This is a genomic window from Paludibacterium flexuosum (assembly GCF_037076605.1).
Classification (GTDB): domain Bacteria; phylum Pseudomonadota; class Gammaproteobacteria; order Burkholderiales; family Chromobacteriaceae; genus Paludibacterium.
Map to the genome: position 1 here is coordinate 1,149,951 of NZ_AP029060.1, position 20,925 is coordinate 1,170,875.

Consider the following 20,925-nt stretch of genomic DNA (forward strand, 5'->3'; position numbering starts at 1 on the left):
ATCCAGCGTCGCATCAAGGCTGCATTGGCTGACTCTCGGCCCACAGGCGCTGCCATTCACGCCGGTAATCCGCAGCCAGAGACGGCACGTTCCAGAGCAGCAGGACATTTTCCGCATTGGCCTTGACCGCCGCCTGACTGTAGTTAAACGAGCCGGTTTCAACGGTCTTGCCATCGATCACCATGAATTTGTGATGATGAATGGCATAGTTGCCATTCAGGCGAACCGGAATGCCGCGCTGCACCAGCATGGAAAGGGCGGTGAATTTCCCGTCCCGGGCCGGCTGATTAGCCTTGCGATCCGCGACCACCCAGACTTTGACCCCGCGCTTCGCCGCTGCCAGCAGAGACTGGGCAATCGGTTTGCTGGTAAAGCCATAGGCAGCCACCAGAATCTCCTGTTGCGCACTGTCAACGCCCTTTTGCACCACTTTCAGCGAACTGCCGCCAGGTGAAAACCCCAGGTCATAGGCAGCGCCGGCCGGGATCGGTGTTGCCGCCAGGGCAGAATGGGCAATAAAAACAAACAGCAACAAGAACCGCTTCATGGCATCCCCAGAGAAAAGCGCCATGATAGCGGCACGACGGCCCTGCTTACCAGTGCTCCACCGCAATCGAAATGATCATCACATGGGCCGCCAGGCCAACGGTCAGCAAAATCCAGAAACCACCGATACGTTGTTTCATGCTGCATTCTCCTCGTGCGGGACATGCTGCATGTTAGGTAGCGCCTCATCAAAATTGCATAAAAAATTGACCATCCCAAAGCACAGCATGCACCTGAAATCACTCAGAACAACGCCAGTTCGCCGGCCTGCTCTTCCAGGGCGTGCTGTCTCTCAAATTGATAATCAAACTGGCTACCAGGTGTCAGCATCAGACCAACCGTCAGCGACAGGTGACAGCCAGGACCGATCTGTGCCTGGTAGTGGCGCTGCAGGGACAGCGACAACATGTCCAGATGCCGCAGACAGGCGCTACCCAATATCAGCGGCGTCGACATGCCAACATGATGAAAAGGCACGCACAGCGCGCGATTGACCGCGCCGCAAATCATGTTGGCCACTTCGCCATACGCATCCAGCAGGTCCTGGCCGCGCGGGGGCTCGGCGCTGCGAAGCAGACGACCGAGACAGCACGCCATTTCCTCGCTGTCTTCAAAGTGGAACAGATGCAGCAGGCGGAACTGATAGCTGGAGATATTCAGCAGGATCAGCGCCTGGCCGGGCGCCGTCGCGATCTGTTGCGCGGGGTCGCAGGAAGTCACCACGCAGGAATCAGACAGATCGACCCGGCAGCCATCCTGCAAGGCCTGCTGATAAAGCTGATCAAGTGATGTTCTGGTGGCCGCCGTGATCATGCCGCAACCTCGGCATGCAGCTTGCCAAACAGGCTGTCGCTGGCACTTTGCAGACTGAACACCGCGGTACGGATCATCTTCCCGCTGGCCTGCAGATCCTGAAAGGTCGTGGTGGTCACCAGATCATTGCGCTCCAGGTTCTTCTTGTACTCGCCGGACAGGACGCCGGCATTGAGTGCCAGATCACGCACACCATCCGCCACCACGGCAAAGCCCCGCCCCTGCTCACCCGCACGCGCCGCCTCGATCGCCGCATTCAGCGCCAGCATGACAACACTCTTGACGATGGAGGCAAAACGCTCATTTTGCTCACGTAATCGCTGATTGTTCACCAGGATGGCCTGCATCTCTTCATGCCAGCGCTCAATGGTCTGCACCAGGCCGAGCAAGCGCGACATCTCCTCGGCCAGGGCCCGCTGCTCGTCCTGCAAAGATTGCTGCCATTGCGCGTAGCGCGCTGCCCAGGCCTTGTCTGCCGCCAGCATGGCCTCGCTGCGCGCCGACTCGCAATGCGCAGGCAAGGCGGCTTCGCTTTGCTGCAGGGCCAGAGACAGACGCGAGTTCTCGGTCTGCAATTGATCGATCTGTGCCTGCAAGTCCGCCAACCTGTGTGCATCCAGCGCCTGCCCTGACGCCTGACTGTGCAGCATCGCCACTTCCTGCCCCTGCTGCAACAGATCCAGTGTCAGCCGGCGCACCCGCTGCCGCAGCCATAGGCACAACATGATCAAACCCGTCACCAGTACAACCAACACCACGATCCCCGCCATCACGCCATCCATTCCGCCCGCGCTTTCAGACAAACGCCCCGGCCAGACCTGGCGGGGCGACACACATGCGTTGCTGCCGATTACTCGGCGACCAGCTTCTTGAAGGTAGCCAGTACCGCCGCGCCATTGAATGGCTTCACGATCCAGCCCCGAACCCCGGCAGCCTTGCCACGCTCCTTCATCGCCGGACTGTTTTCCGTCGTCAGCATGATCACGTTGACCGCCATGTTTTTCAGCTCCTGACGGATCTTTTCCGCCATGGTCAGGCCATCCATATTCGGCATGTTGACATCACTGACCACCAGCCTGATGCCCGGATTGGCACGCAACTTCTCCAGCCCGTCCCTGCCGTCCACGGCCGGAATCACCGTCAGGCCATTGGCCTTGAGAAAATCACAGACTTCGTTACGTACCGCACTGGAATCATCCACCATCAATACTTGTGCCATTTTCGTTTCCTCTCACCATCTCGGTGCAAAAGTGTGTCTGTCTGCGCCGAGATCAGGCGATGGCCTGCGGATGCTCGACGAGTTTGTTTTCACGGATCTCCACCTGCACCGCCAGTGCCGCAGGCAAGGTGACCACCGTCTCGAAGCGGCGAAAATCCGCGCCGGCTTCCTGATCCAGGAAGCGCAGGCAGATCTGGCCATTCTCACGTTTGATAAACGACTGAACCGCATCCATGCCCACCCCGCGTCCGGACACTTCGCTGAGCTGACTGGCGGTAGAAAAACCAGGACGGAAAACCAAGCTGGCGACAGCCTCATCATCGAGCGCGGCATCCCGGGCGATCAGCCCCTGCTCGATGGCGCGCTCGCGGATCCGCCCCAGCGCCAGACCCCGGCCATCATCACTCAGACGCAGCACCAGATGGTCACCCGTCTTGTTCACTTGAATTCGAATGGTTCCTTGTGCCGGCTTATGCAGCGCCTGCCGCTCCTGCGCGGTTTCCAGGCCATGATCGACCGCGTTGCGCAGCAGATGCATGAAGACGTTTTTCAGGGTGCCGGCGATCTGGCTGCGCAGCACATAGCCGTTATCCTGCAGCAGCACCTGCGGCGGCAGCTTGCCCAACTCTTCCGCCAGCGAAGGCAGGGAGGACAGCACCCCGGACAATATATCCTGCAGGGACTCGGTCCCCATGCGATTGAGCAGTTGATGCACGGCCTGGTGCACGGCAATCAGCTCATGCAGATTGCCCGTGTTGACCGACTCCAGCCGTGCCAGCGTTTCCTGGATCTGTTCGCGCTCCACCAGCAGATAACGCTCGGCACTCCCCCGCCGACCCGGCCCCTTGCGCCCCAGCGACACCTCGTTGATATGGGCGTAGTGTTCGACCAGAGAACGGACCTGGGCCAGTTCGTCCAGCAATTGCGGCGTATCCCAGGCAATCGCCGGCTGCGGCTGACGCAGTTGCTCATAGCGCTGCTCGGCCTGATGCACGGTCTGTGTCAGATGAGTCAGCCCATAGGTACGGGCATTCCCCTTGATGGTGTGCATATTGCGGAACAACTGGGCAATGACCTCGGCCTCTCCGTGCGGACTCTGGCGAATCAGTTGTTCGTTCTCGCCGATAAAACGGATGGCGCTGGTAATGAACTCATGGAATTTCTCCTGGCTGACGGCCAGAATTTCACCAATGATGGCCAGCTCGCGCTTTTGCTGATGCGCCTCCGCTGCCAGCGCGCGCAACTCGGTCACATCCCGCACGCACAGCATCAGTCTCTGGACCCTGTCGTCGTCATCGCAAATCGCCGACCAGCTCAAATCCAGCACCTGCTTGCGACCATCCGGCAACGCCCTTTCCAGCTCCCCGACCAGAAGATGACGGTTGAAATCGAAATTCATGCTGTCTTCGCCGATGCAGGAAGCCATGGCGGCCTCCAGCTGGGACAGGATGTCGGCGCCGAGATGGCTGCCGCGGAACAGCAGGTCCAGAATGTCGCGCCCGGCGATGTGGCGCGTGGCGAGGATGGTTTCCAGATGGGCAGAATATTCCGGGTGCACCCGATGCCCCTCCACCAGGGTCAGAATCCCCTGCGGGATGTTCTGCAACATGGCCTGAATGTCATGGGTCTTCTGACGCACCAGTGCGGTGCTGGACTCGATCTGCGCCACCATGGCATTGAAGGCCTGCACGGATTTGCCGATTTCGTCCTGCTGTTCCACCGGCACGCGGCGGGAAAAATCCTGACTTTGGGCAATCTCGCTCATGGTGCGCTGCATGCTGCTGATCGGCCGCACGATCTGCCGGTACAACAGCCAGCCGAGCAAGCCCAGTCCCAGCAGCGTCACCAGCGTCACCAGGGACAAGGTCGCCGCAGTGCCTGCCAGACTCTGATTGAGGGCCTGGATCGCTTCGTCCTTGCTGCGGTTCTTTTCTACTCGCAGGGTGCTGACGATTTGCTGCAGATTGTCCTGATATTGCAGCACACTGGCGGCAAAGGTGGCATTGGCCATGTCATTCTGACCGGCGAGCTTGAGCCTGACCGCATCGGCAATGGAATCGAAGTAACTGTCGAGCACTTCAGCAGCTTGTTGTACCAGACCATGCTGGATGGCATTGCTGGCCAGACGCCCCTGCAATGCCAGCTGTGTCCGTAGCAATTGCTCGCTGTCACCGAGGGTGGTCTGAGCCTGCCCCAACAGCCGTGCATCTGTCGCCTGCAACACATTCATGGTGGCTAGCTGAACATCCTTCAGTGCGGAGACCAGATCGGCCGAGGCCAGCGCACTGGGCACGGCCCCTTCCGTGACTGACTTCACCGCACGGGCATTGGCGCCGGCCTGCCAGATGGCATAGCCCCCGATCGACAGGATGGCCAGAAAGCTGACCAACACCAACCATGCAATACGATTTCGTATGCTCACGCGGCACCTATGACATTCGGATTTTTAAAGCGATTCCATGCGAATCGGCCCCAAATTTGGAAGGCACTTTATGCGCTGATCGTTGCAGGCTGGTGACAGAAAAGTGACGCTTTTTCTGCCGGAGGGATATGAATCACCGCATCCCTCGTTTTCCTTATCTCCATCGTCATTCACTGAACCAGACCCCGTCATGTCAGTCCCCTCTGCAGCAAAAAGGCGACAACCACATGCCGCGTCGGCGTAACACGCTGAATCCCCATCAAAGACCCACCAATACTGAAGCCCGCCGACTCGACTTCCTTATTCAGCCCCATTTTTCATGATTATTGGCACATCGTTTCATTGATTAATGTCAACAAGGCAACTATCAACCCATTGTTATCCGTTAGCAGGACAGGATATGCTCACTTCCGTCGATTCCTTGGCATAACCCAAACGGAATAAGCCGACTGTTGGCAACAATTTAAGCATCCCGAACACCAACTCACTCAGGAGTGCAACATGCGTTACCCGTCCGAACCGTACAAGATCAAGGTTGTGGAACCGTTTGCCGTCACCACGCGCGAACAGCGTCAGGCCCATATCGAGGAAGCGGGCTACAACACCTTCCTGCTCAAGTCCGAGCAAGTCGGCATCGACCTGCTGACCGACAGCGGCACCACGGCCATGAGCGACAATCAGTGGGCCGGCATGATGATGGGTGACGAGGCGTACTCCGGCAGCCGCAACTTCATTCACCTGCAGGAAGTCGTACGCGAGTACTACGGTTTCAAACATATCGTGCCGACACACCAGGGCCGCGGGGCAGAAAACATTCTGTCGACCCTGATGATCAAGGACGGAGACTTTGTGCCGGGCAATATGTACTTCACGACAACCCGGGCTCACCAGGAGCGCAATGGCGCCTCCTTCGTCGACATCATCATCGAAGAGGCGCACAACTCGCAGTACGAACATCCGTTCAAGGGCAATGTGGACGTGATGAAGCTGCAGGCACTGATCGAAAAAGTCGGCGCCGACAAGATTCCTTATGTCTGCGTGGCCGTGACGGTCAACCTGGCCGGTGGTCAGCCGGTCAGCATGCAGAATCTGCGTGAAGTGAAAGCGCTGTGCAGCCAGCACAACATCCCGGTAATGTTCGATGCCACCCGCTGCGTGGAAAATGCCTACTTCATCAAGGAACGCGAAGAAGCCTACAAGAACGCCAGCATCGCCAGCATCCTCAAGGAAATGATGAGCTATGCCGACGGCTGCACCATGAGCGGCAAGAAAGACTGCCTGGTCAATATTGGTGGTTTCCTGTGCATGAATGACGACGAGCTGTATCAACGTGCAACGGAAATCGTGGTGCTGTTCGAAGGCATGCCCTCCTACGGCGGCATGGCCGGCCGTGACATGGAAGCCATGGCACGCGGGATTGAAGAGTCGGTGGACTTCCACTATATCGAGCACCGCATCGCCCAGTGCCGCTATCTGGGCGACAAGCTGACGGCAGCCGGTGTGCCGATCGTGCGGCCGGTAGGCGGTCACGCCGTCTTCCTCGACGCCCGTGCCTTCCTGTCGCATCTGGATCAGGAAAAATTCCCGGCTCAGGCGCTGGCCGCCGAGCTGTACCTGGAATCCGGGGTACGCAGCATGGAGCGCGGCATCGTATCGGCAGGCCGCAACAAGCTGACCGGCGAGCATCACAAGCCCAAGCTGGAGCTGGTGCGCCTGACCATTCCGCGCCGGGTCTACACCTATGCCCATCTGGACGATGTCGCCGATGCGGTCATCAGCCTGTATCAGCGCCGCAGCCAGATCAAGGGTCTGAAGATGGTGTACGAACCCAAGCTGCTGCGCTTCTTTACCGCGCGTTTTGAACCGCTGAAGTAATTCCTTTCTCTGGCATGCGTTGTGCCCTCCCGCTCAGGCCGGAGGGCATTTTTTTTCATGGGGGAGACATTGTCTGTGCCGCCAGCACCGCCTAGATTGAAAGCAGAACCTCTTCGCGGGAGCAATGCATGATGCGCACCTGTCTGCTTGTCTGCCTGTCAGTCTGTTTGAGTGCGACCGGCCCCGCCCTGGCGCAAGCCAGCGAGGGCAGCGGCCTGCGGCTTCCGGCGACGTGGCTGCAGATCAGCGGCACCGACGCGTACGGACCGGACGGCGATGCGCACGGCGTTGAGCTGACATCACTGAGCGGCAGCAGCAGACATCCGACTTATTTTTCCGCCGGGATACGCAGCACCCCGCAGGCCTGGGCCGTCCCCTGGCAAACGGAAAGCCAGAGCAGGCACTTCCATGGCCGGCTGGGCATGGGCTGGCTGATTACCCCGGGATTATTGCTGGTGCCGTTTACCGAAATGGGCCATGCGTCCTGGCAGAAGTCCGGCAGCACCAACGGGCCGTCACAAGGGGTGGACTACTACGGCGTGGGGACGCTGGTGCAATACCAGCTGGCCCCGCACTGGCAGCTGACCGGCAGCGCACTGCTTGGACGCAATCAGGGAAATGCGGCACCGGGCAACGACGCGCTCAATGGCAGTGTGCCGCTCTACCGGCTGGGCGTGGGGGTCGATTACCAACTGAATGACAGGCTGCATGGCAGTCTGGGGATTGACTACCGTTACTCGCGCCTGGGGATGCCCGGCTTTTCCACCATGCCGCCCCAGAGTCAGGAGAGCAGCCCGGGAGCGGCCAGCATCAGCCTGGGCCTCGGGCTGTCTTTCTGAACAGGGAGATGATCCGGCCCATCGGTACCTGACTCAGCCCATGGCATGGGCACAACCGTAGAAAAACATCATCCACACCAGTGCCACGCTGCATTGCCAGAAAAATCCGGTTTGGCCGGCATGGGCCAGACCTTGCTTGATCCTTTTCATGATTCGCTCCTTGTCTGCTGACGGGCGGGCACTGTCCCCGCCCCCCTCTTTTCGACCTGCGCGGCCAAAAATGAAGGGGATTGTCAGACAAAAAGCGACGGCCATCGAGGGCGTGATGGCAAGCGGCGCAATCAGTGTCCGCTTTGCTGCAGCAGTGCCAGGGGGTCGAATCCGAGACGCAACGCCCCCCAGTGGCGGCCATTGACCATCACAGGCAAGGAGACCTCCGACAGCACTTCACCCGTATCCCGACAATAGGTGTGCAGCAGGAACGGCTTGGTATTGCGCGCCGACTTGAGGCCGGCCGGGTCATTGAAAATGCGCTTGTCGCGGCTGTGCACGACATCATGCGCCGGATCACCGGTCTGGGGCTGCGAGGCGCGGCTCATATGGGTCGGCGCATACCCCTGATTGTCGGTCATGACACAGAAGCGGCTGGCAGGGATTTCCGCCGCGCAGGCGTCGTACACCGCCTGCAAGGCACGCTCCAGCTGACGGTCATAGCTGGTGCTGTATTTCTGTGGCTGGGTGCCGGGAATCGGCTGATAACGCTGGTCGAAGATATCCAGACCGTTTGCCTGGCTGCGGGTCAGCAGGTTCTGCAGCTCATCCCGCGCACTGCGCACCCGGTTGACCATCTGGTCAAAGGGCCCCTCGCCCACCACAAAACGCGATACCAGTTCCTGCACCTGCTCGGTATCTCCGGCCAGTTCGTTGGCTGCCTGCTGGGTCAGATCCAGGCGTTGCTTGACATGCTCGCCCAGCGAGTGGATTTCTGAAACGTGTCCGTTGATCTGGCGGTTGGAGTCGGCCAGACGATCCAGCGTCCCGACCATATCACCCAGACTGCCGGCGGTACGTTCAAAGTCGCCGATCATGCTGCTGAAATTGGCCGAGGCACGCGACACGACCTGACTGGCCTCGGTGGTGCCGGCACGGATTTCTCCGGTTTCCACTTCGGTATTGCCCACCAGGGTCAGCATGCCTTCGATGTTGCCGGAAATTTCGTTGGTCGCCACCTTCACCCGTTCGGCCAGCTTGCGTACCTCATCGGCCACAACAGCAAAACCCCGTCCCTGCTCGCCGGCCCGGGCTGCTTCGATGGCGGCATTCAGCGCCAGAAGATTGGTCTGGTCGGAAATGTCCTGAATCAGGGAGACAATCGATTTGATGCTGGCGGAACGCTGGCTGAGATCCTCGACCGTGGTATTGAAATGCGTGACCTGCTCGCTGATCACGCCGATGCGTTCAGCGACCAGATTGAGTTCTTCATAGGACGAGCGGGCCACGCCCAGATTGGTCTCGGTGGTTTCGGCAATGCCGTGTGCCTGCACCGTCAGTTGCTCGACGCCACGGGTCGATTCGTCGCTGGTTTCATGCACCCGGGTGGCAGACAGTGCCTGTTCGCGCGCCATCTCCAGCGATTCGCTGACGTTCTTGCCGGTGCGGGCCGAATCAAGCGCAATACGCACCGACATCAGGCGAACGTGACTGATGATTTCGCGCATCTTGGTGACGAAGCGGTTATACGACAGCGACAGTTCACGGATTTCATCAAAGGTCACGGTCGGGATATTGCGCGACAGATCACCCTCGCCGTCGCCAATCTCATTGAAGATGGTAATGATCATGCGCAAAGGCCGCACAATCAGAAAACGCAGGTAGCAGATTTGCAGCACGATGAAGACGGCGCAGAACAGCCAGAAGACCCAGGTCCACAACAGCACCGAATCCACATTGCCGGCCAGCACCTGGCGGGCACCTTCGCTGACCGGACCCGCACGCAACTGGCTGCGGACATCATCCAGCCGCCAGTAGAGATAGACCGTCAACATGAGCTGAAACAGACTGATGAACAAAAAACTGGCCAGCTTCTTGCCCAAGCTGTTCCAGAAAGTCTTTTCGATGCACTGATACAGGCGCCAGAACCAGGCCATGCGAGTCTCTCCCATCTCTCCCCACTGTCTTGTCTGTGGGGATTTTTATCTAGCCTGAGATTGTCACTTATATTTCATAAAATGACCAGTGCATTAAAAACGGATCACAGGTCTTTAAGCAGCTGTTTTTCAAGTGCCTCTTGCAAACAGCAGCAATTACTAATATTGACCATTATCAACCTTGAGGCAAATGCAGAGATCGGCGGAAGATTGCGTGCCGATTTGATCCGGATCAGAGGGGGGACATCCCATGCGACCTACGCGCATGGGATAATCAGGCCATCGAGCTTATGGGCGGAGAGTCGGATCGATGAAACAAAAGCGTCTTGCACTGGGTCATGCCCGCCAGCTGTTGCGGGTGACCGTGCGCTGTCCACATGGCATCAGTGTCGACTTTGAGTACTGTGTGCCGACGCGCGGCCAGGAAAACGAACGCCGCGCCGCCCTCGCCCGCACGATCAGGAACCATCGCCATACCTGGCGACGCATTGAACAGGGTCAGAGCATTTTCGGCCGCTGCCGCTGCTGCATGCAGGCCAATACCGCTCAGGCTGCCTGAGCCTTGAGTGCCGCCACCAGTGATGGCAATGCCTGCATGTGATGCAGGACCTGGTGCGCTCCGGCAGCCTGCAGGCGGTGTGCCGGGATCAACCCCGCATAGCCCAGCACGGTCATGCCGGCCGCCTGTCCCGCCATCACACCGCTCGGTGTCCCTTCGACAACGATACAATCCTGCGGTGCCACGCCAAACTGGCGCGCAACCTGAAGATAGAGATCGGGGGCGGGCTTGGGCTGCGCGATGTCACAGCCACTGAACAGGCTGCGCTCAAACCGCAACAGCAAGCCGGCCAGCCCAAGCGTGGTTCGCATCCGGCCATAGGAGCCGTTCGAAGCAACGCACTGCGTCACCTCGATCTGATCCAGCGCCTCGACCACCCCCTCAACCGGGCGGACCCCGGCCTGCAAGGCCAACTGGCTGCGCAGACGATAATGCTCAACAAAATCCGGCGGCGGCGGATGCCCCAGCATCTCCGCGACCCTGGCCAGACACTGAGGCATCGACAAGCCGATGAAATGTTCCAGCAGGTACTCCAGCGTCACCGCCAGCCCCAGCTCATTCAGCATGTCGGCAAACACTTGATGAGTAATGCGCTCGCTATCTACCAGCACACCATCGCAGTCGAGAATCAGCAGGGAAGTCATATTCGGACATTGTCATATGCACCGAATAAGATATTAGCATATTGAATATTTATCGCCATGACAGTAGGGACAGGCCTGACAACCAACAACCCGGCGCACCAAGCCAACCAAGGGACGGCCAAGCGGTACGGAGAGGAAACAGGCCGGAAGGCGAACCCTGGCTTTGCTGAGATTCGGGTGCACGACTTGAAACATACCTTCCGGCAGCGGTTGGCGTGCCATTCGAGGATCGGCAGGTATTGCAGGGTCCCATAACGACGCATGACTCAACGCCGGAGATCGGGCATCTGGTCGAAATGGCGAATCGCGTGCTTGAGACGGACAACCGGCAACGGTATCGCCGACCATCCTGCGGAGAAAAACGGCATGAGCGAGAAAACCGTAGTCGCACAAAACTCGCACAGTCGATTTTCAGACAACAAAAAAGCCCTGCGGCAACAGGGCTTAAATGTTTGCTACGTAAGGCTTTGAACTGGTCGGAGTGAAAGGATTCGAACCTTCGACCCCTTGCACCCCATGCAAGTGCGCTACCGGACTGCGCCACACTCCGACTCAAGAAGGACGCATTATAGAGGCCGGATCAGCTTTTGCCAATCCCTGCATCCAAAAAATCGAGGATGGACTGCAGCTCGGCGCGCACGTCCTGCGCCGTAATCGGCGTCCGTGCCTGGCCATCCTGTCCAAGGCGCTGGCGCGCACCCTGGATGGTGAAGCCATCGTCGTAGAGCAGTTCGCGAATGCGCCGCACCAGCAGCACCTCATGGTGCTGGTAGTAGCGGCGGTTGCCACGGCGGGTGACCTGGCGCAGTTGTGAAAACTCCTGCTCCCAGTAACGCAGCACGTGGGTCTTGACGCCGGCCAGTTCGCTGACCTCACCGATGGTGAAGTAACGCTTGGCCGGGATCGGCGGCAATTCAGCCTTGCTTGTCGGCATGGTGCTTTTCAACCATTCCCTTGAGTTTCTGGCTAGCATGGAACGTTACCACACGACGGGCGGTGATGGGAATTTCCTCACCGGTCTTGGGGTTGCGTCCAGGACGCTGCGGCTTGTCGCGCAGCTGGAAATTACCGAAACCAGACAGCTTGACGCTGTCCCCGGACTCGAGCGCGATGCGAATTTCTTCGAAAAACGCTTCGACCATGTCCTTAGCCTCACGCTTGTTCAGGCCCACCTTGTCGAACAACAGGTCAGCCAACTCGGCTTTGGTCAAAGTCATGACTACCCCTCATAAGCAACAACATGAAAATATTACATACCGAAACGTCGGCGGCAAGCACTCAGATCAAAGACGCAGCTGGGCGCCATGCTGATCTGCCACGGCCTGCAGCAGCGGGGCCACGGCCGCTTCGATTTCCTCGTCGGTCAGTGTCCTGGCCGGATCCTGCAGCACCACACTGAACGCCAGGCTCTTCTTGCCCGTTTCCACGCCAGCACCGCGGTAGACATCGAACAGCGACACCTGTTGCACCAGGTCGCCGGAGGCCGCGGCAAAGCTCTGCAGCATCGCACCGACTTCGACGGCATCGTCGACCAGCAGGGCCAGGTCACGGCGCACTGCCTGGAACTTGCTCACCGGACGTGCGCTGATGCGCTCGGCGCGGGTCAGCACGGCCAGATCCAGCTCAGCCAGCAAGGGGGCACTGGGCAGATCGAAGGCCTGAACCCACTGCGGATGCAGCTCGCCGATCACACCGATCACCTGCCCATCCAGCAGCACCTCGGCGCAACGACCGGGGTGCAGGGCCGGGTGACTGGCCTTGCGGAAGCTGGCCTGACGCGGATGCAGCAGTGCCTCGACATCGCCCTTCAGATCGAAGAAGTCCACGCGTTCGGTCTTGGCACCCCACTGCTCCGGCAGACGCGAACCCCAGGCCAGCAGCGCCAGTTTTTCCGGCTGATCGACCTGCTCGCCCTGCTTGTGGAACACGCGGGCGATCTCAAACAGACGCACACGCGGCTGCTTGCGGTTGAGGTTGCCGGCCAGCACATTGATCAGCCCGCCGAACAAGTTGGAGCGCATCACGCTCATCTGGGCCGCGATCGGGTTGATCAGGCGCACCGGGTCGGCATTGCCGGCCAGATCACGCTCCCAGGCTTCGTCGACGAAGGCGTAGGAGATGATTTCCTGATAATCGCGATCGGCAACCCGCTGGCGCAGGACATCACGCGGGCGACGCTCTTCCGGCAGCGGCAGCATGCGCTGCCCTGCCATCGGCACGTCGGCGCCGATGGCGTCATAACCATGCACCCGTGCGATTTCTTCGATCAGATCTTCTTCGATGGCGATGTCGAAACGGAACGAGGGCGCGCTGACGGCAAAGCCATCCGGCAGGGTGGTAAAGTCCAGCCCAAGGCGGCGCAGGATGCCGGCGATGGTTTCGGCGGAGAGTTGGACACCCAGCAGACGATTGACCCGCTCGGTGCGTACACGCACACCGTGCTCGTGCGGCAGGTCGCCCACCGTTTCACGAACCGGTCCCGGCGTACCGCCACAGATTTCCAGTACCAGCTGGGTGGCACGCTCGATGGCAGCATGCTGCAACTGGTAATCGACACCGCGCTCGTAGCGATAAGACGAGTCGGAGCCGAAGCCCAGCTTGCGCGCACGACCGGCAATGGCATCCGGTGCAAAGAAGGCGCTTTCCAGGAAGATGTCGCGGGTCGCGAGATCGACGCTGCTTTCCTTGCCGCCCATGATGCCGGCGATAGCCAGGGCACGCGCCTCATCGGCAATCACCAGGAAGCTGTCGTCCAGCTCGACGGTTTTGTCGTTGAGGCACAGCAGCTGCTCGCCCGGACGCGCCATGCGCACCTGAATGCCACCGCGGATGGCCGCCGCATTGAAGGCATGCATCGGCTGACCCTGCTCGAGCAGGATGTAGTTGGTGATATCCACCACGGCAGAAATCGGACGCAGGCCGGCGCGCTCCAGACGACGCTTCATCCAGTCAGGGGTCGCGGCAGCGGCATTGATGCCGCTGATCTTGCGGCCGACGTAGCGACCACAGGCGGCCGGCGCATCGATGCGTACCGCGAGCGCATCATCATGCGCGGGCTTGACCGGGGCAATGGCCACCGGTTTCAGCTCGGCACCGGTCAGTGCGGCCACTTCACGCGCGATACCGCGAATCGACAGGCAGTCGGCACGGTTCGGCGTGATCTTGAGGGTAAACAGGGTGTCGTCCAGCGACAGGTATTCGCGGATGCTCTGCCCGACGGGAGCCTCGGCCGGCAGCACCAGCAGGCCGTCGACGTCATCCGGCACGCCGAGTTCACGTCCGGAGCACAGCATGCCGTTGGACACTTCGCCACGCATTTTGGTCGGCTTGATCTTGAAGTCGCCCGGCAGGATGGCGCCCGGCAAGGCGCAGGGCACCTTCAGTCCGACCGCCACATTCGGTGCACCGCAGACGATCTGGATCAGCTCGCCGGTACCGGCATCGACCTTGGTTACCCGCAGACGATCGGCATTGGGATGCGGCACCACTTCCCTGACTTCAGCCACCACGACGCCGGAAAAAGCCGGGGCCGCCGGGGTGGTTTCTTCCACCTCCAGGCCAGCCATGGTCAGCAAGTAAGACAGTTCGTCGCTGGAGAGGGACGGATCGACCCAGCTACGCAGCCATTGTTCGGAAAATTGCATGGTGATTCTCCGTCCGCGCTCAGTTGAATTGTTTGAGGAAGTTGAGATCGTTCTCGAAGAACAGCCGCAGGTCGTTCACCCCGTAGCGCAGCATGGCAAAACGGTCGATACCGATGCCAAAGGCGAAGCCGGTGTACTTCTCCGAATCAATGCCGACATTCTTGAGGACGTTCGGGTGCACCATGCCGCAGCCACCGACTTCCAGCCAGCCGCGTTCGCCCAGGACGTCGATTTCGGCCGACGGCTCGGTAAAGGGGAAGAACGAGGGGCGGAAGCGCACCTGCAGGTCATCGCGCTCGAAGAAGCGGCGCAGGAAGTCGATCATCACGGCCTTGAGGTCGGCAAAGCTCACGCCCTCATCGACCCACAGACCTTCCATCTGATGGAACATCGGCGAATGGGTGGCATCGGAATCCACACGGAACACGCGGCCAGGCGCCACGATCTTGATCGGCGGCTGGTTGTTCAGCATGTAGCGCACCTGAATCGGCGAGGTGTGGGTGCGCAGCACGTCACCGCCCTCGACATAGAAGGTGTCCTGCATGGCACGCGCCGGATGGTTTTCCGGGATGTTCAGCGCCTGGAAGTTATGGAAATCGTTTTCGATTTCCGGACCGTCGGCCACTTCAAAGCCAATGCTGGCAAACAGTTCGGTGATGCGTTGCAGGGTCAGGGTGACCGGATGCAGACCACCACTGGCACTGCCCCGCCCCGGCAACGTGACGTCCAGGGCATCGGCCTGCAGCTGGCGCGCCAGCTTCTCGGCATTGAGGGCATCGCGCCGCTCGTTGTGGCGCGCCTCAAAAGCCTGCTTGGCAGCATTGATGGTGGCACCGGCAGCCTTGCGCTCTTCGGCGGGCAACTGGCCCAGCTGCTTGAGCAGTTCGGTCAGCTCGCCACTCTTGCCGAGATAGCGCGCCTTGACCTGTTCCAGTTCGATCAGGTCACTGACGGCAGCAACTGCCGCCAGGCCGGACTCGAGAATGTCGTTCACGTTTTTCATGGATCTCACACCGCATGCGTAAGAGGACTGGCCTCACACTTCCCGTCAGGGAAAGGTCGGGTCAGGCTTCTGTGTCGGCAGGATAAAAAAAGGGAGGCAGTTTGCCTCCCTCTTGACCATCATCGGCTTAGGCAGCGAGGCTTGCCTTGGCCTTTTCAACGATCTGGGCAAAAGCCGGCTTGTCGAAAACAGCCAGATCGGCCAGGACCTTGCGGTCGATTTCGATGGAAGCCTTCTTCAGACCGTTCATGAACTTGCTGTAGCTCAGGCCCGACAGACGCGCAGCGGCGTTGATACGGGTGATCCACAGTTGACGGAACTGACGCTTTTTCTGACGACGGTCACGATAAGCGTACTGGCCGGCCTTCATCACCGCCTGTTTGGCGATGCGATAGACGTTCTTGCGACGGCCGCGATAACCCTTGGCAAGGGCGAGAATCTTTTTGTGACGAGCGCGAGCGGTGACACCGCGTTTAACACGAGGCATAGTTCAACTCCTTAAGCGTAGGGCAGCATTGCGCGAACAGAAGCCATATTGGTGGCATCGACCATGGTCGTACCGCGCAATTGACGCTTGTTCTTGGTGGTTTTCTTAGTCAGGATGTGACGCTTGAAAGCCATGGAACGCTTTACACCGCCGCCGCCCAAAACGTTGAGACGCTTTTTGGCGCTCGACTTGGTCTTCATTTTCGGCATGGAAAAAAACTCCTGCGAATATTGTATAAATCCGGCGCAGGGTGGCCCGTGAAGGCACTTGAAACCGCTACGCCACGCTTTTTTTATGCGGCATTTGCATGCCACAAAAGAACCCGGCGGAGAGACTCCGCCGCGTCAAACCGATGATTATACCCGATTATTTCTTTTTCGGGGAGATCATCATAACCATTTGTCGGCCTTCGAGGCGCGGAAACTGCTCGACGACCCCGACTTCGGCCAGATCAGCCTCGACGCGCTTGAGCAACGCCAGACCGATATCCTGGTGCGCCATTTCGCGACCGCGGAAACGCAAGGTCACCTTGGCCTTGTCGCCGTCGGTCAGGAAGCGGATCAGGTTGCGCAGCTTGACCTGGTAGTCGCCGTCATCGGTTCCGGGACGGAACTTGATTTCCTTGACCTGAATCTGCTTCTGCTTCTGCTTGGCTTCGTGACGCTTCTTCGACTGTTCATACTTGAACTTGCCGTAGTCCATCAGCTTGCAGACCGGGGGCTGCGCCGTCGGGGAGATTTCCACCAGATCGATGTCATTCTCTTCCGCCATGGCCATGGCTTCACGCAGACTCACGATGCCAAGTGCTTCGCCTTCAACACCTACCAGACGGATCTCGCGGGCGGTAATTTCGCCATTGATCCGTGCTTCACGTTCCTGAGCTATGTCCGCTCTCCTTCAAAAAATTCATCACGCTTGCCGCGCAACATCAATCCGCCGGCATATCCGCCAGCAGACGGGCGACAAAATCATCCACGGTCAGCTGACCGAGATCCTCACCACGTGCCCGCACGGCAACCAATCCGCCAGCCTTTTCCTTGTCGCCGACAATCACTTGATACGGCAACTTCTGTAGGCTGTGCTCGCGGATTTTATAGCTGATCTTCTCGTTTCTCAAGTCAAGTTCCACACGGAAGCCTTGTTTTTTCAGCGTTTCCGCAACCTGAGAGGCGTAATCAGCCTGTGCTTCGGTGATATTCATCACCGCAATCTGCACCGGCGCCAGCCACAAGGGGAAGGCACCGGCATGGTTTTCGATCAGAATGCCGAGGAAGCGCTCAAGCGAGCCGAGCGCGGCGCGATGCAGCATCACCGGGCGCTTGCGACTGTTGTCATCGGCGACATATTCGGCATCCAGACGCTCCGGCAGCATGAAGTCCAGCTGCAGCGTACCGCACTGCCAGGAACGTCCCAGCGCATCCTTGATGTGGTACTCGATCTTCGGACCATAGAAAGCGCCCTCACCCGGCAGCTCTTCCCACTCAACACCGCAGGCACGCAGCGCTTCGCGCATGCCGTCTTCCGCCTTGTCCCAGGTTTCTTCCGCGCCAATGCGCTTTTCCGGTCGCAGCGCCAGTTTGATGGCCACCTTGTCGAAGCCGAAGCGGTCATAGACCTCCATCACCAGACGGTGGAAATCCTTGGCCTCCTGATTGATCTGTTCTTCGGTACAGAAAATATGACCATCATCCTGCACAAAACCGCGCACACGCATGATGCCGTGCAGGGCCCCCGACGGTTCGTTGCGGTGGCAGGAACCGAACTCGGCATAGCGCAACGGCAAATCGCGATAAGAACGCAGTGCGCTGTTGAAAATCTGGATATGCCCCGGACAATTCATCGGCTTGACCGCGTAGTCGCGCTTTTCCGACTCGGTCACAAACATGTTTTCGCGATAGTTGGCGGCGTGACCGGAACGCTCCCACAAATTGACGTCCATCATCATCGGCGTACGTACTTCGCGATAGCCCTCACGCGTCAGTTTGGCACGCATGTACTGCTCGACGTTCTGCCACAATTGCCAGCCCTTGGGGTGCCAGAACACCATGCCCGGCGCTTCGTCCTGCAAATGGAACAGATCCAGCTGGGTACCCAGCTTGCGATGATCGCGCTTTTCCGCCTCCTCCAGCATGAACAGATAAGCGTCCAGATCTTCCTTTTTCGCCCAGGCCGTACCGTAAACACGCTGCAGCATTTCGTTCTTGCTGTCGCCACGCCAGTAGGCACCCGCGACCTTCATCAGCTTGAACACCTTCAGCTTGCCGGTCGACGGCACGTGCGGGCCACGGCAGAGGTCAGTGAACTCGCCCTCGCGGTACAGCGACACCACCTCACCCTGCGGAATCGACTCGATGATTTCGGCCTTGTAATGTTCGCCAATCGACTTGAAGTAGGCGACCGCCTCATCGCGCGGCAGCACATAGCGCTCGACCGGGATGTCCTTCTTGGCCAGTTCGCCCATCTTCTTTTCGATGGCCTGCAGATCTTCCGGCGTAAACGGACGCTTGTAGCTGAAATCGTAGTAGAAGCCGTTGTCGATCGCCGGCCCGATGGTCACCTGCGCCTCGGGGAACAGCTCCTTGACGGCATAAGCCAGCAGGTGGGCCGTGGAGTGACGAATGATATCCAGACCGTCGGCATCGCGATCGGTAACGATCGCCAGTTCGGCATCCTTCTCGATTCGGAACGAGGTGTCCACCAGCTGGCCGTCAACACGACCGGCGAGCGCGGCACGCGCCAGACCGGCGCCGATCGACGCAGCGACTTCGTGCACCGTCACCGGCTGTTCGAATGAGCGAATGGAACCGTCAGGCAGGCGAATGTCAGGCATGATTTCTCCAATAGATCTGGTTAGATTGCTTCAGCATCGCCCCGGATGCCGCGGATAAAAAAAAAGTGCGGCATTCGAGCCGCACTTCTTGTCTTTGGGATGGAACGACCAGTGGCTCGACTAGCTCGAGAAACCGGTTGTGGTAGTTCGTACTGCCAACATGATTGGTCATCCCATCAAAATTCGTTTGGTAGGCACGATTGGATTCGAACCAACGACCCCCACCATGTCAAGGTGGTGCTCTAACCAACTGAGCTACGTGCCTAACGCTGAGGCAGCCATATTAGCGACACTTCAGCCAATACGCAAGCCTCTCTACGTGAATAAAACGCGAAAATCATCCTCTTCAGCTATACTGACGGCCTATTTTTGAATTGCTTACCGTCTGCCAATGCTCAAGTTTACCGTTCACAAAACCTCCGGTGGCGCCCGTCGCGGCACGCTGGAACTGAATCACGGCACCGTGGAGACCCCGGTGTTCCAGCCCGTCGGCACCTACGGCTCCGTCAAGGCCATGAGCCCGCTGGAGCTCAACGAGATCGGCGCCCAGATCATTCTGGGCAACACCTTCCACCTGTGGCTGCGCCCGGGGCTGGAAGTCATCGAGCAATTCGGCGGACTGCACCAGTTCATCGGCTGGGACAAGCCGATCCTGACCGACTCCGGCGGCTTCCAGGTCTTCAGCCTCGGCGACCTGCGCAAACTGACCGAAGAGGGTTGCACCTTCCAGAGCCCGGTCAACGGCGACCGCTGCTTCCTGTCGCCGGAAGTGTCAATGAAGATCCAGCGGGTCCTCAACTCCGACATCGTGATGATCTTCGACGAGTGCACCCCCTACCCGGCCGACTACGACACCGCCGCCGCCTCGATGCGCATGAGCCTGCGCTGGGCGGAACGCTCGCGCCGCGCCTTCGACGACCTCAAGAATCCCAACGCCCTGTTCGGCATCATTCAGGGCTCGATGTACAACGATCTGCGCGAAGAGTCGCTGCGCGAACTGATGAACATCGGCTTTGACGGTATCGCCATCGGCGGCCTGTCGGTGGGTGAGCCCAAAGAAGAGATGGAGCGTATGCTCAAGGTCATGCAGCCGATGCTGCCGGCCGACAAGCCGCACTATCTGATGGGCGTCGGCACGCCGGAAGATCTGGTATACGGCGTGGCCCACGGCGTGGACATGTTCGACTGCGTGATGCCGACCCGCAATGCCCGCAATGGCTGGCTGTTTACCCAGTGGGGCGACATCAAGATCAAGAATGCCTGCCACAAGCAGGATACCCGCCCGCTGGACGAAGCCTGCGAGTGCTATACCTGCCGCAACTTCAGCCGCGGCTACCTGCACCATCTGCATCGCGTGGGCGAAATTCTCGGCGCACGCCTGAACACCATCCACAACCTGCATTATTACCAGCAGCTGATGCGTGAAATCCGCGCCTCGATCGAGCAGGACCGCTTCGAGGACTTCCGTGCCGAATTCGCCGTCAAGCGCGCGCGGGGCACTAAATAAGGCGACGACAGTCAAACATCGCTTGCCTTTCAGAACCGGAGCGGTTGGAAAAGCCGTCTGTGCTGGCTACAATGACCGGTTTGCGATACACCCCTAACCAGGAGTTTCAACAATGTTTCTGATTTCTTCCGCATTTGCAGCCGGCCCGGCCGCCGGCGCAGAAAACCCGATCATGCAGTTCCTGCCGATGATCGTCATTTTCGCGCTGTTCTACCTGCTGCTGATCCGTCCGCAGCAAAAGAAGGCCAAAGAGACCAAGCAAATGCTGGCAGCCCTGGCCAAGGGCGACGAAGTCATGACCCAGGGTGGCTTTGCCGGCCGCATCAGCAAGCTGGACGAACAGTTTGCCACCGTGGAAATCGCCAAGGGCGTTGAAATCCAGCTGGCACGTGCTGCGATCACCGGCAAGCTGGAAAAAGGCACGATCAAGTCCCTGTAATCCCATACAGG

The 20,925-nt window shown here is 59.3% G+C and carries 20 protein-coding genes and 2 tRNA genes; 5 read left to right on the top strand and 17 right to left on the bottom strand.

All coding sequences use genetic code 11. The annotated features are described in order from the left end of the window. Positions 1-13: 13 nt before the first annotated feature. The 5 genes from AACH39_RS05440 to AACH39_RS05460 all read right to left on the bottom strand — a co-directional run bounded on the left by AACH39_RS05440 (position 14) and on the right by AACH39_RS05460 (position 4,970). Entirely contained in the window at positions 14-547 is a 534-nt protein-coding gene (locus AACH39_RS05440) for a phospholipase D family protein (RefSeq protein ID WP_215782059.1), read from the bottom strand. 242 nt (positions 548-789) lie between these two features. Then, a complete protein-coding gene (locus AACH39_RS05445) occupies positions 790-1,359 on the bottom strand; it encodes a hypothetical protein (protein WP_215782058.1) in 570 nt (189 codons plus the stop codon). Continuing rightward, complete coding sequence (locus AACH39_RS05450; protein WP_252346197.1) at positions 1,356-2,192, bottom strand: methyl-accepting chemotaxis protein; 837 nt, start codon at positions 2,190-2,192, stop codon at positions 1,356-1,358. The genes AACH39_RS05445 and AACH39_RS05450 overlap by 4 nt, the downstream gene beginning before the upstream one ends. A gap of 17 nt (positions 2,193-2,209) precedes the next feature. Continuing rightward, a complete protein-coding gene (locus AACH39_RS05455) occupies positions 2,210-2,578 on the bottom strand; it encodes a response regulator (protein WP_215782057.1) in 369 nt (122 codons plus the stop codon). Positions 2,579-2,630: 52 nt separating this feature from the next. Further along, positions 2,631-4,970 (bottom strand): HAMP domain-containing protein, encoded by a 2,340-nt coding sequence (locus AACH39_RS05460; protein WP_338621064.1) that lies wholly within the window; start codon positions 4,968-4,970, stop codon positions 2,631-2,633. Positions 4,971-5,501: 531 nt separating this feature from the next. Between AACH39_RS05460 and AACH39_RS05465 the strand changes: the two genes are divergently transcribed. Together AACH39_RS05465 and AACH39_RS05470 are read left to right on the top strand one after the other, a co-directional pair. Next, positions 5,502-6,875, top strand: coding sequence for a tyrosine phenol-lyase (locus AACH39_RS05465; protein ID WP_215782055.1), 1,374 nt, complete (start codon positions 5,502-5,504; stop codon positions 6,873-6,875). A gap of 128 nt (positions 6,876-7,003) precedes the next feature. Next, positions 7,004-7,714 (top strand): outer membrane beta-barrel protein, encoded by a 711-nt coding sequence (locus AACH39_RS05470; protein ID WP_338621065.1) that lies wholly within the window; start codon positions 7,004-7,006, stop codon positions 7,712-7,714. Between the two features lie 281 nt (positions 7,715-7,995). Here AACH39_RS05470 and AACH39_RS05475 read toward each other — a convergent pair whose 3' ends face one another. After that, the gene (locus tag AACH39_RS05475) at positions 7,996-9,801 is read right to left on the bottom strand and encodes a methyl-accepting chemotaxis protein (protein ID WP_215782053.1); all 1,806 of its coding nucleotides are present in this window, start codon (positions 9,799-9,801) and stop codon (positions 7,996-7,998) included. A gap of 310 nt (positions 9,802-10,111) precedes the next feature. On the opposite strand from AACH39_RS05475, the gene AACH39_RS05480 reads away from it, so the two are divergent. Continuing rightward, positions 10,112-10,360, top strand: a complete 249-nt coding sequence (locus tag AACH39_RS05480; protein WP_215782052.1) for a hypothetical protein — start codon at positions 10,112-10,114, stop codon at positions 10,358-10,360. Here AACH39_RS05480 and AACH39_RS05485 read toward each other — a convergent pair. The 11 genes from AACH39_RS05485 to AACH39_RS05535 form a co-directional block, all read right to left on the bottom strand. Next, positions 10,348-11,004 (bottom strand): HAD-IA family hydrolase, encoded by a 657-nt coding sequence (locus tag AACH39_RS05485; protein WP_215782051.1) that lies wholly within the window; start codon positions 11,002-11,004, stop codon positions 10,348-10,350. The genes AACH39_RS05480 and AACH39_RS05485 overlap by 13 nt on opposite strands. Positions 11,005-11,477: 473 nt before the next feature. Then, positions 11,478-11,554: transfer RNA gene (locus AACH39_RS05490), tRNA-Pro, on the bottom strand. A 30-nt stretch (positions 11,555-11,584) separates the two neighbouring features. Beyond that, on the bottom strand, positions 11,585-11,938 hold the full coding sequence (locus tag AACH39_RS05495; RefSeq protein WP_215782001.1) for a MerR family transcriptional regulator: 354 nt from the start codon (positions 11,936-11,938) through the stop codon (positions 11,585-11,587). Beyond that, positions 11,919-12,221, bottom strand: coding sequence for an integration host factor subunit alpha (locus AACH39_RS05500; protein WP_215782000.1), 303 nt, complete (start codon positions 12,219-12,221; stop codon positions 11,919-11,921). Before AACH39_RS05500 ends, AACH39_RS05495 begins: the two co-directional genes overlap by 20 nt. A 66-nt stretch (positions 12,222-12,287) precedes the next feature. After that, positions 12,288-14,648 (bottom strand): phenylalanine--tRNA ligase subunit beta, encoded by a 2,361-nt coding sequence (gene pheT / locus AACH39_RS05505; protein WP_215781999.1) that lies wholly within the window; start codon positions 14,646-14,648, stop codon positions 12,288-12,290. A gap of 19 nt (positions 14,649-14,667) precedes the next feature. Beyond that, positions 14,668-15,651 carry a phenylalanine--tRNA ligase subunit alpha gene (gene pheS / locus AACH39_RS05510; protein WP_215781998.1) on the bottom strand — a complete coding sequence of 328 codons (984 nt, stop codon included), beginning with the start codon at positions 15,649-15,651 and terminating at the stop codon, positions 14,668-14,670. A 127-nt stretch (positions 15,652-15,778) separates the two neighbouring features. Beyond that, positions 15,779-16,138 (bottom strand): 50S ribosomal protein L20, encoded by a 360-nt coding sequence (gene rplT / locus AACH39_RS05515; protein ID WP_133680318.1) that lies wholly within the window; start codon positions 16,136-16,138, stop codon positions 15,779-15,781. 11 nt (positions 16,139-16,149) lie between these two features. Continuing rightward, the gene (gene rpmI, locus AACH39_RS05520) at positions 16,150-16,347 is read right to left on the bottom strand and encodes a 50S ribosomal protein L35 (protein ID WP_215781997.1); all 198 of its coding nucleotides are present in this window, start codon (positions 16,345-16,347) and stop codon (positions 16,150-16,152) included. A gap of 157 nt (positions 16,348-16,504) precedes the next feature. After that, a complete protein-coding gene (infC, locus tag AACH39_RS05525) occupies positions 16,505-17,023 on the bottom strand; it encodes a translation initiation factor IF-3 (RefSeq protein WP_215782665.1) in 519 nt (172 codons plus the stop codon). 43 nt (positions 17,024-17,066) lie between these two features. Next, on the bottom strand, positions 17,067-18,968 hold the full coding sequence (thrS, locus tag AACH39_RS05530) for a threonine--tRNA ligase (protein ID WP_215781996.1): 1,902 nt from the start codon (positions 18,966-18,968) through the stop codon (positions 17,067-17,069). 188 nt (positions 18,969-19,156) lie between these two features. Then, positions 19,157-19,233: transfer RNA gene (locus tag AACH39_RS05535), tRNA-Val, on the bottom strand. A gap of 126 nt (positions 19,234-19,359) precedes the next feature. Between AACH39_RS05535 and tgt the strand changes: the two genes are divergently transcribed. Both tgt and yajC read left to right on the top strand, forming a co-directional pair. Continuing rightward, positions 19,360-20,475 carry a tRNA guanosine(34) transglycosylase Tgt gene (gene tgt, locus AACH39_RS05540; protein ID WP_215781995.1) on the top strand — a complete coding sequence of 372 codons (1,116 nt, stop codon included), beginning with the start codon at positions 19,360-19,362 and terminating at the stop codon, positions 20,473-20,475. Positions 20,476-20,587: 112 nt separating this feature from the next. Beyond that, the gene (yajC, locus tag AACH39_RS05545; RefSeq protein ID WP_215781994.1) at positions 20,588-20,914 is read left to right on the top strand and encodes a preprotein translocase subunit YajC; all 327 of its coding nucleotides are present in this window, start codon (positions 20,588-20,590) and stop codon (positions 20,912-20,914) included. The last annotated feature ends 11 nt before the right edge of the window (positions 20,915-20,925 follow it).

Bases quoted from the DNA above. Each gene is read 5' to 3' on its own strand.
- AACH39_RS05455 (WP_215782057.1), bottom strand. From the start codon at position 2,578: ATGGCACAAGTATTGATGGTGGATGATTCCAGTGCGGTACGTAACGAA.
- AACH39_RS05440 (WP_215782059.1), bottom strand. From the start codon at position 547: ATGAAGCGGTTCTTGTTGCTGTTTGTTTTTATTGCCCATTCTGCCCTG.
- pheS (WP_215781998.1), bottom strand. From the start codon at position 15,651: ATGAAAAACGTGAACGACATTCTCGAGTCCGGCCTGGCGGCAGTTGCT.
- AACH39_RS05485 (WP_215782051.1), bottom strand. From the start codon at position 11,004: ATGACTTCCCTGCTGATTCTCGACTGCGATGGTGTGCTGGTAGATAGC.
- yajC (WP_215781994.1), top strand. From the start codon at position 20,588: ATGTTTCTGATTTCTTCCGCATTTGCAGCCGGCCCGGCCGCCGGCGCA.
- AACH39_RS05495 (WP_215782001.1), bottom strand. From the start codon at position 11,938: ATGCCGACAAGCAAGGCTGAATTGCCGCCGATCCCGGCCAAGCGTTAC.
- AACH39_RS05470 (WP_338621065.1), top strand. From the start codon at position 7,004: ATGATGCGCACCTGTCTGCTTGTCTGCCTGTCAGTCTGTTTGAGTGCG.
- AACH39_RS05475 (WP_215782053.1), bottom strand. From the start codon at position 9,801: ATGGCCTGGTTCTGGCGCCTGTATCAGTGCATCGAAAAGACTTTCTGG.
- pheT (WP_215781999.1), bottom strand. From the start codon at position 14,648: ATGCAATTTTCCGAACAATGGCTGCGTAGCTGGGTCGATCCGTCCCTC.
- AACH39_RS05445 (WP_215782058.1), bottom strand. From the start codon at position 1,359: ATGATCACGGCGGCCACCAGAACATCACTTGATCAGCTTTATCAGCAG.
- thrS (WP_215781996.1), bottom strand. From the start codon at position 18,968: ATGCCTGACATTCGCCTGCCTGACGGTTCCATTCGCTCATTCGAACAG.
- AACH39_RS05480 (WP_215782052.1), top strand. From the start codon at position 10,112: ATGAAACAAAAGCGTCTTGCACTGGGTCATGCCCGCCAGCTGTTGCGG.
- AACH39_RS05465 (WP_215782055.1), top strand. From the start codon at position 5,502: ATGCGTTACCCGTCCGAACCGTACAAGATCAAGGTTGTGGAACCGTTT.
- tgt (WP_215781995.1), top strand. From the start codon at position 19,360: ATGCTCAAGTTTACCGTTCACAAAACCTCCGGTGGCGCCCGTCGCGGC.
- rpmI (WP_215781997.1), bottom strand. From the start codon at position 16,347: ATGCCGAAAATGAAGACCAAGTCGAGCGCCAAAAAGCGTCTCAACGTT.
- AACH39_RS05500 (WP_215782000.1), bottom strand. From the start codon at position 12,221: ATGACTTTGACCAAAGCCGAGTTGGCTGACCTGTTGTTCGACAAGGTG.
- rplT (WP_133680318.1), bottom strand. From the start codon at position 16,138: ATGCCTCGTGTTAAACGCGGTGTCACCGCTCGCGCTCGTCACAAAAAG.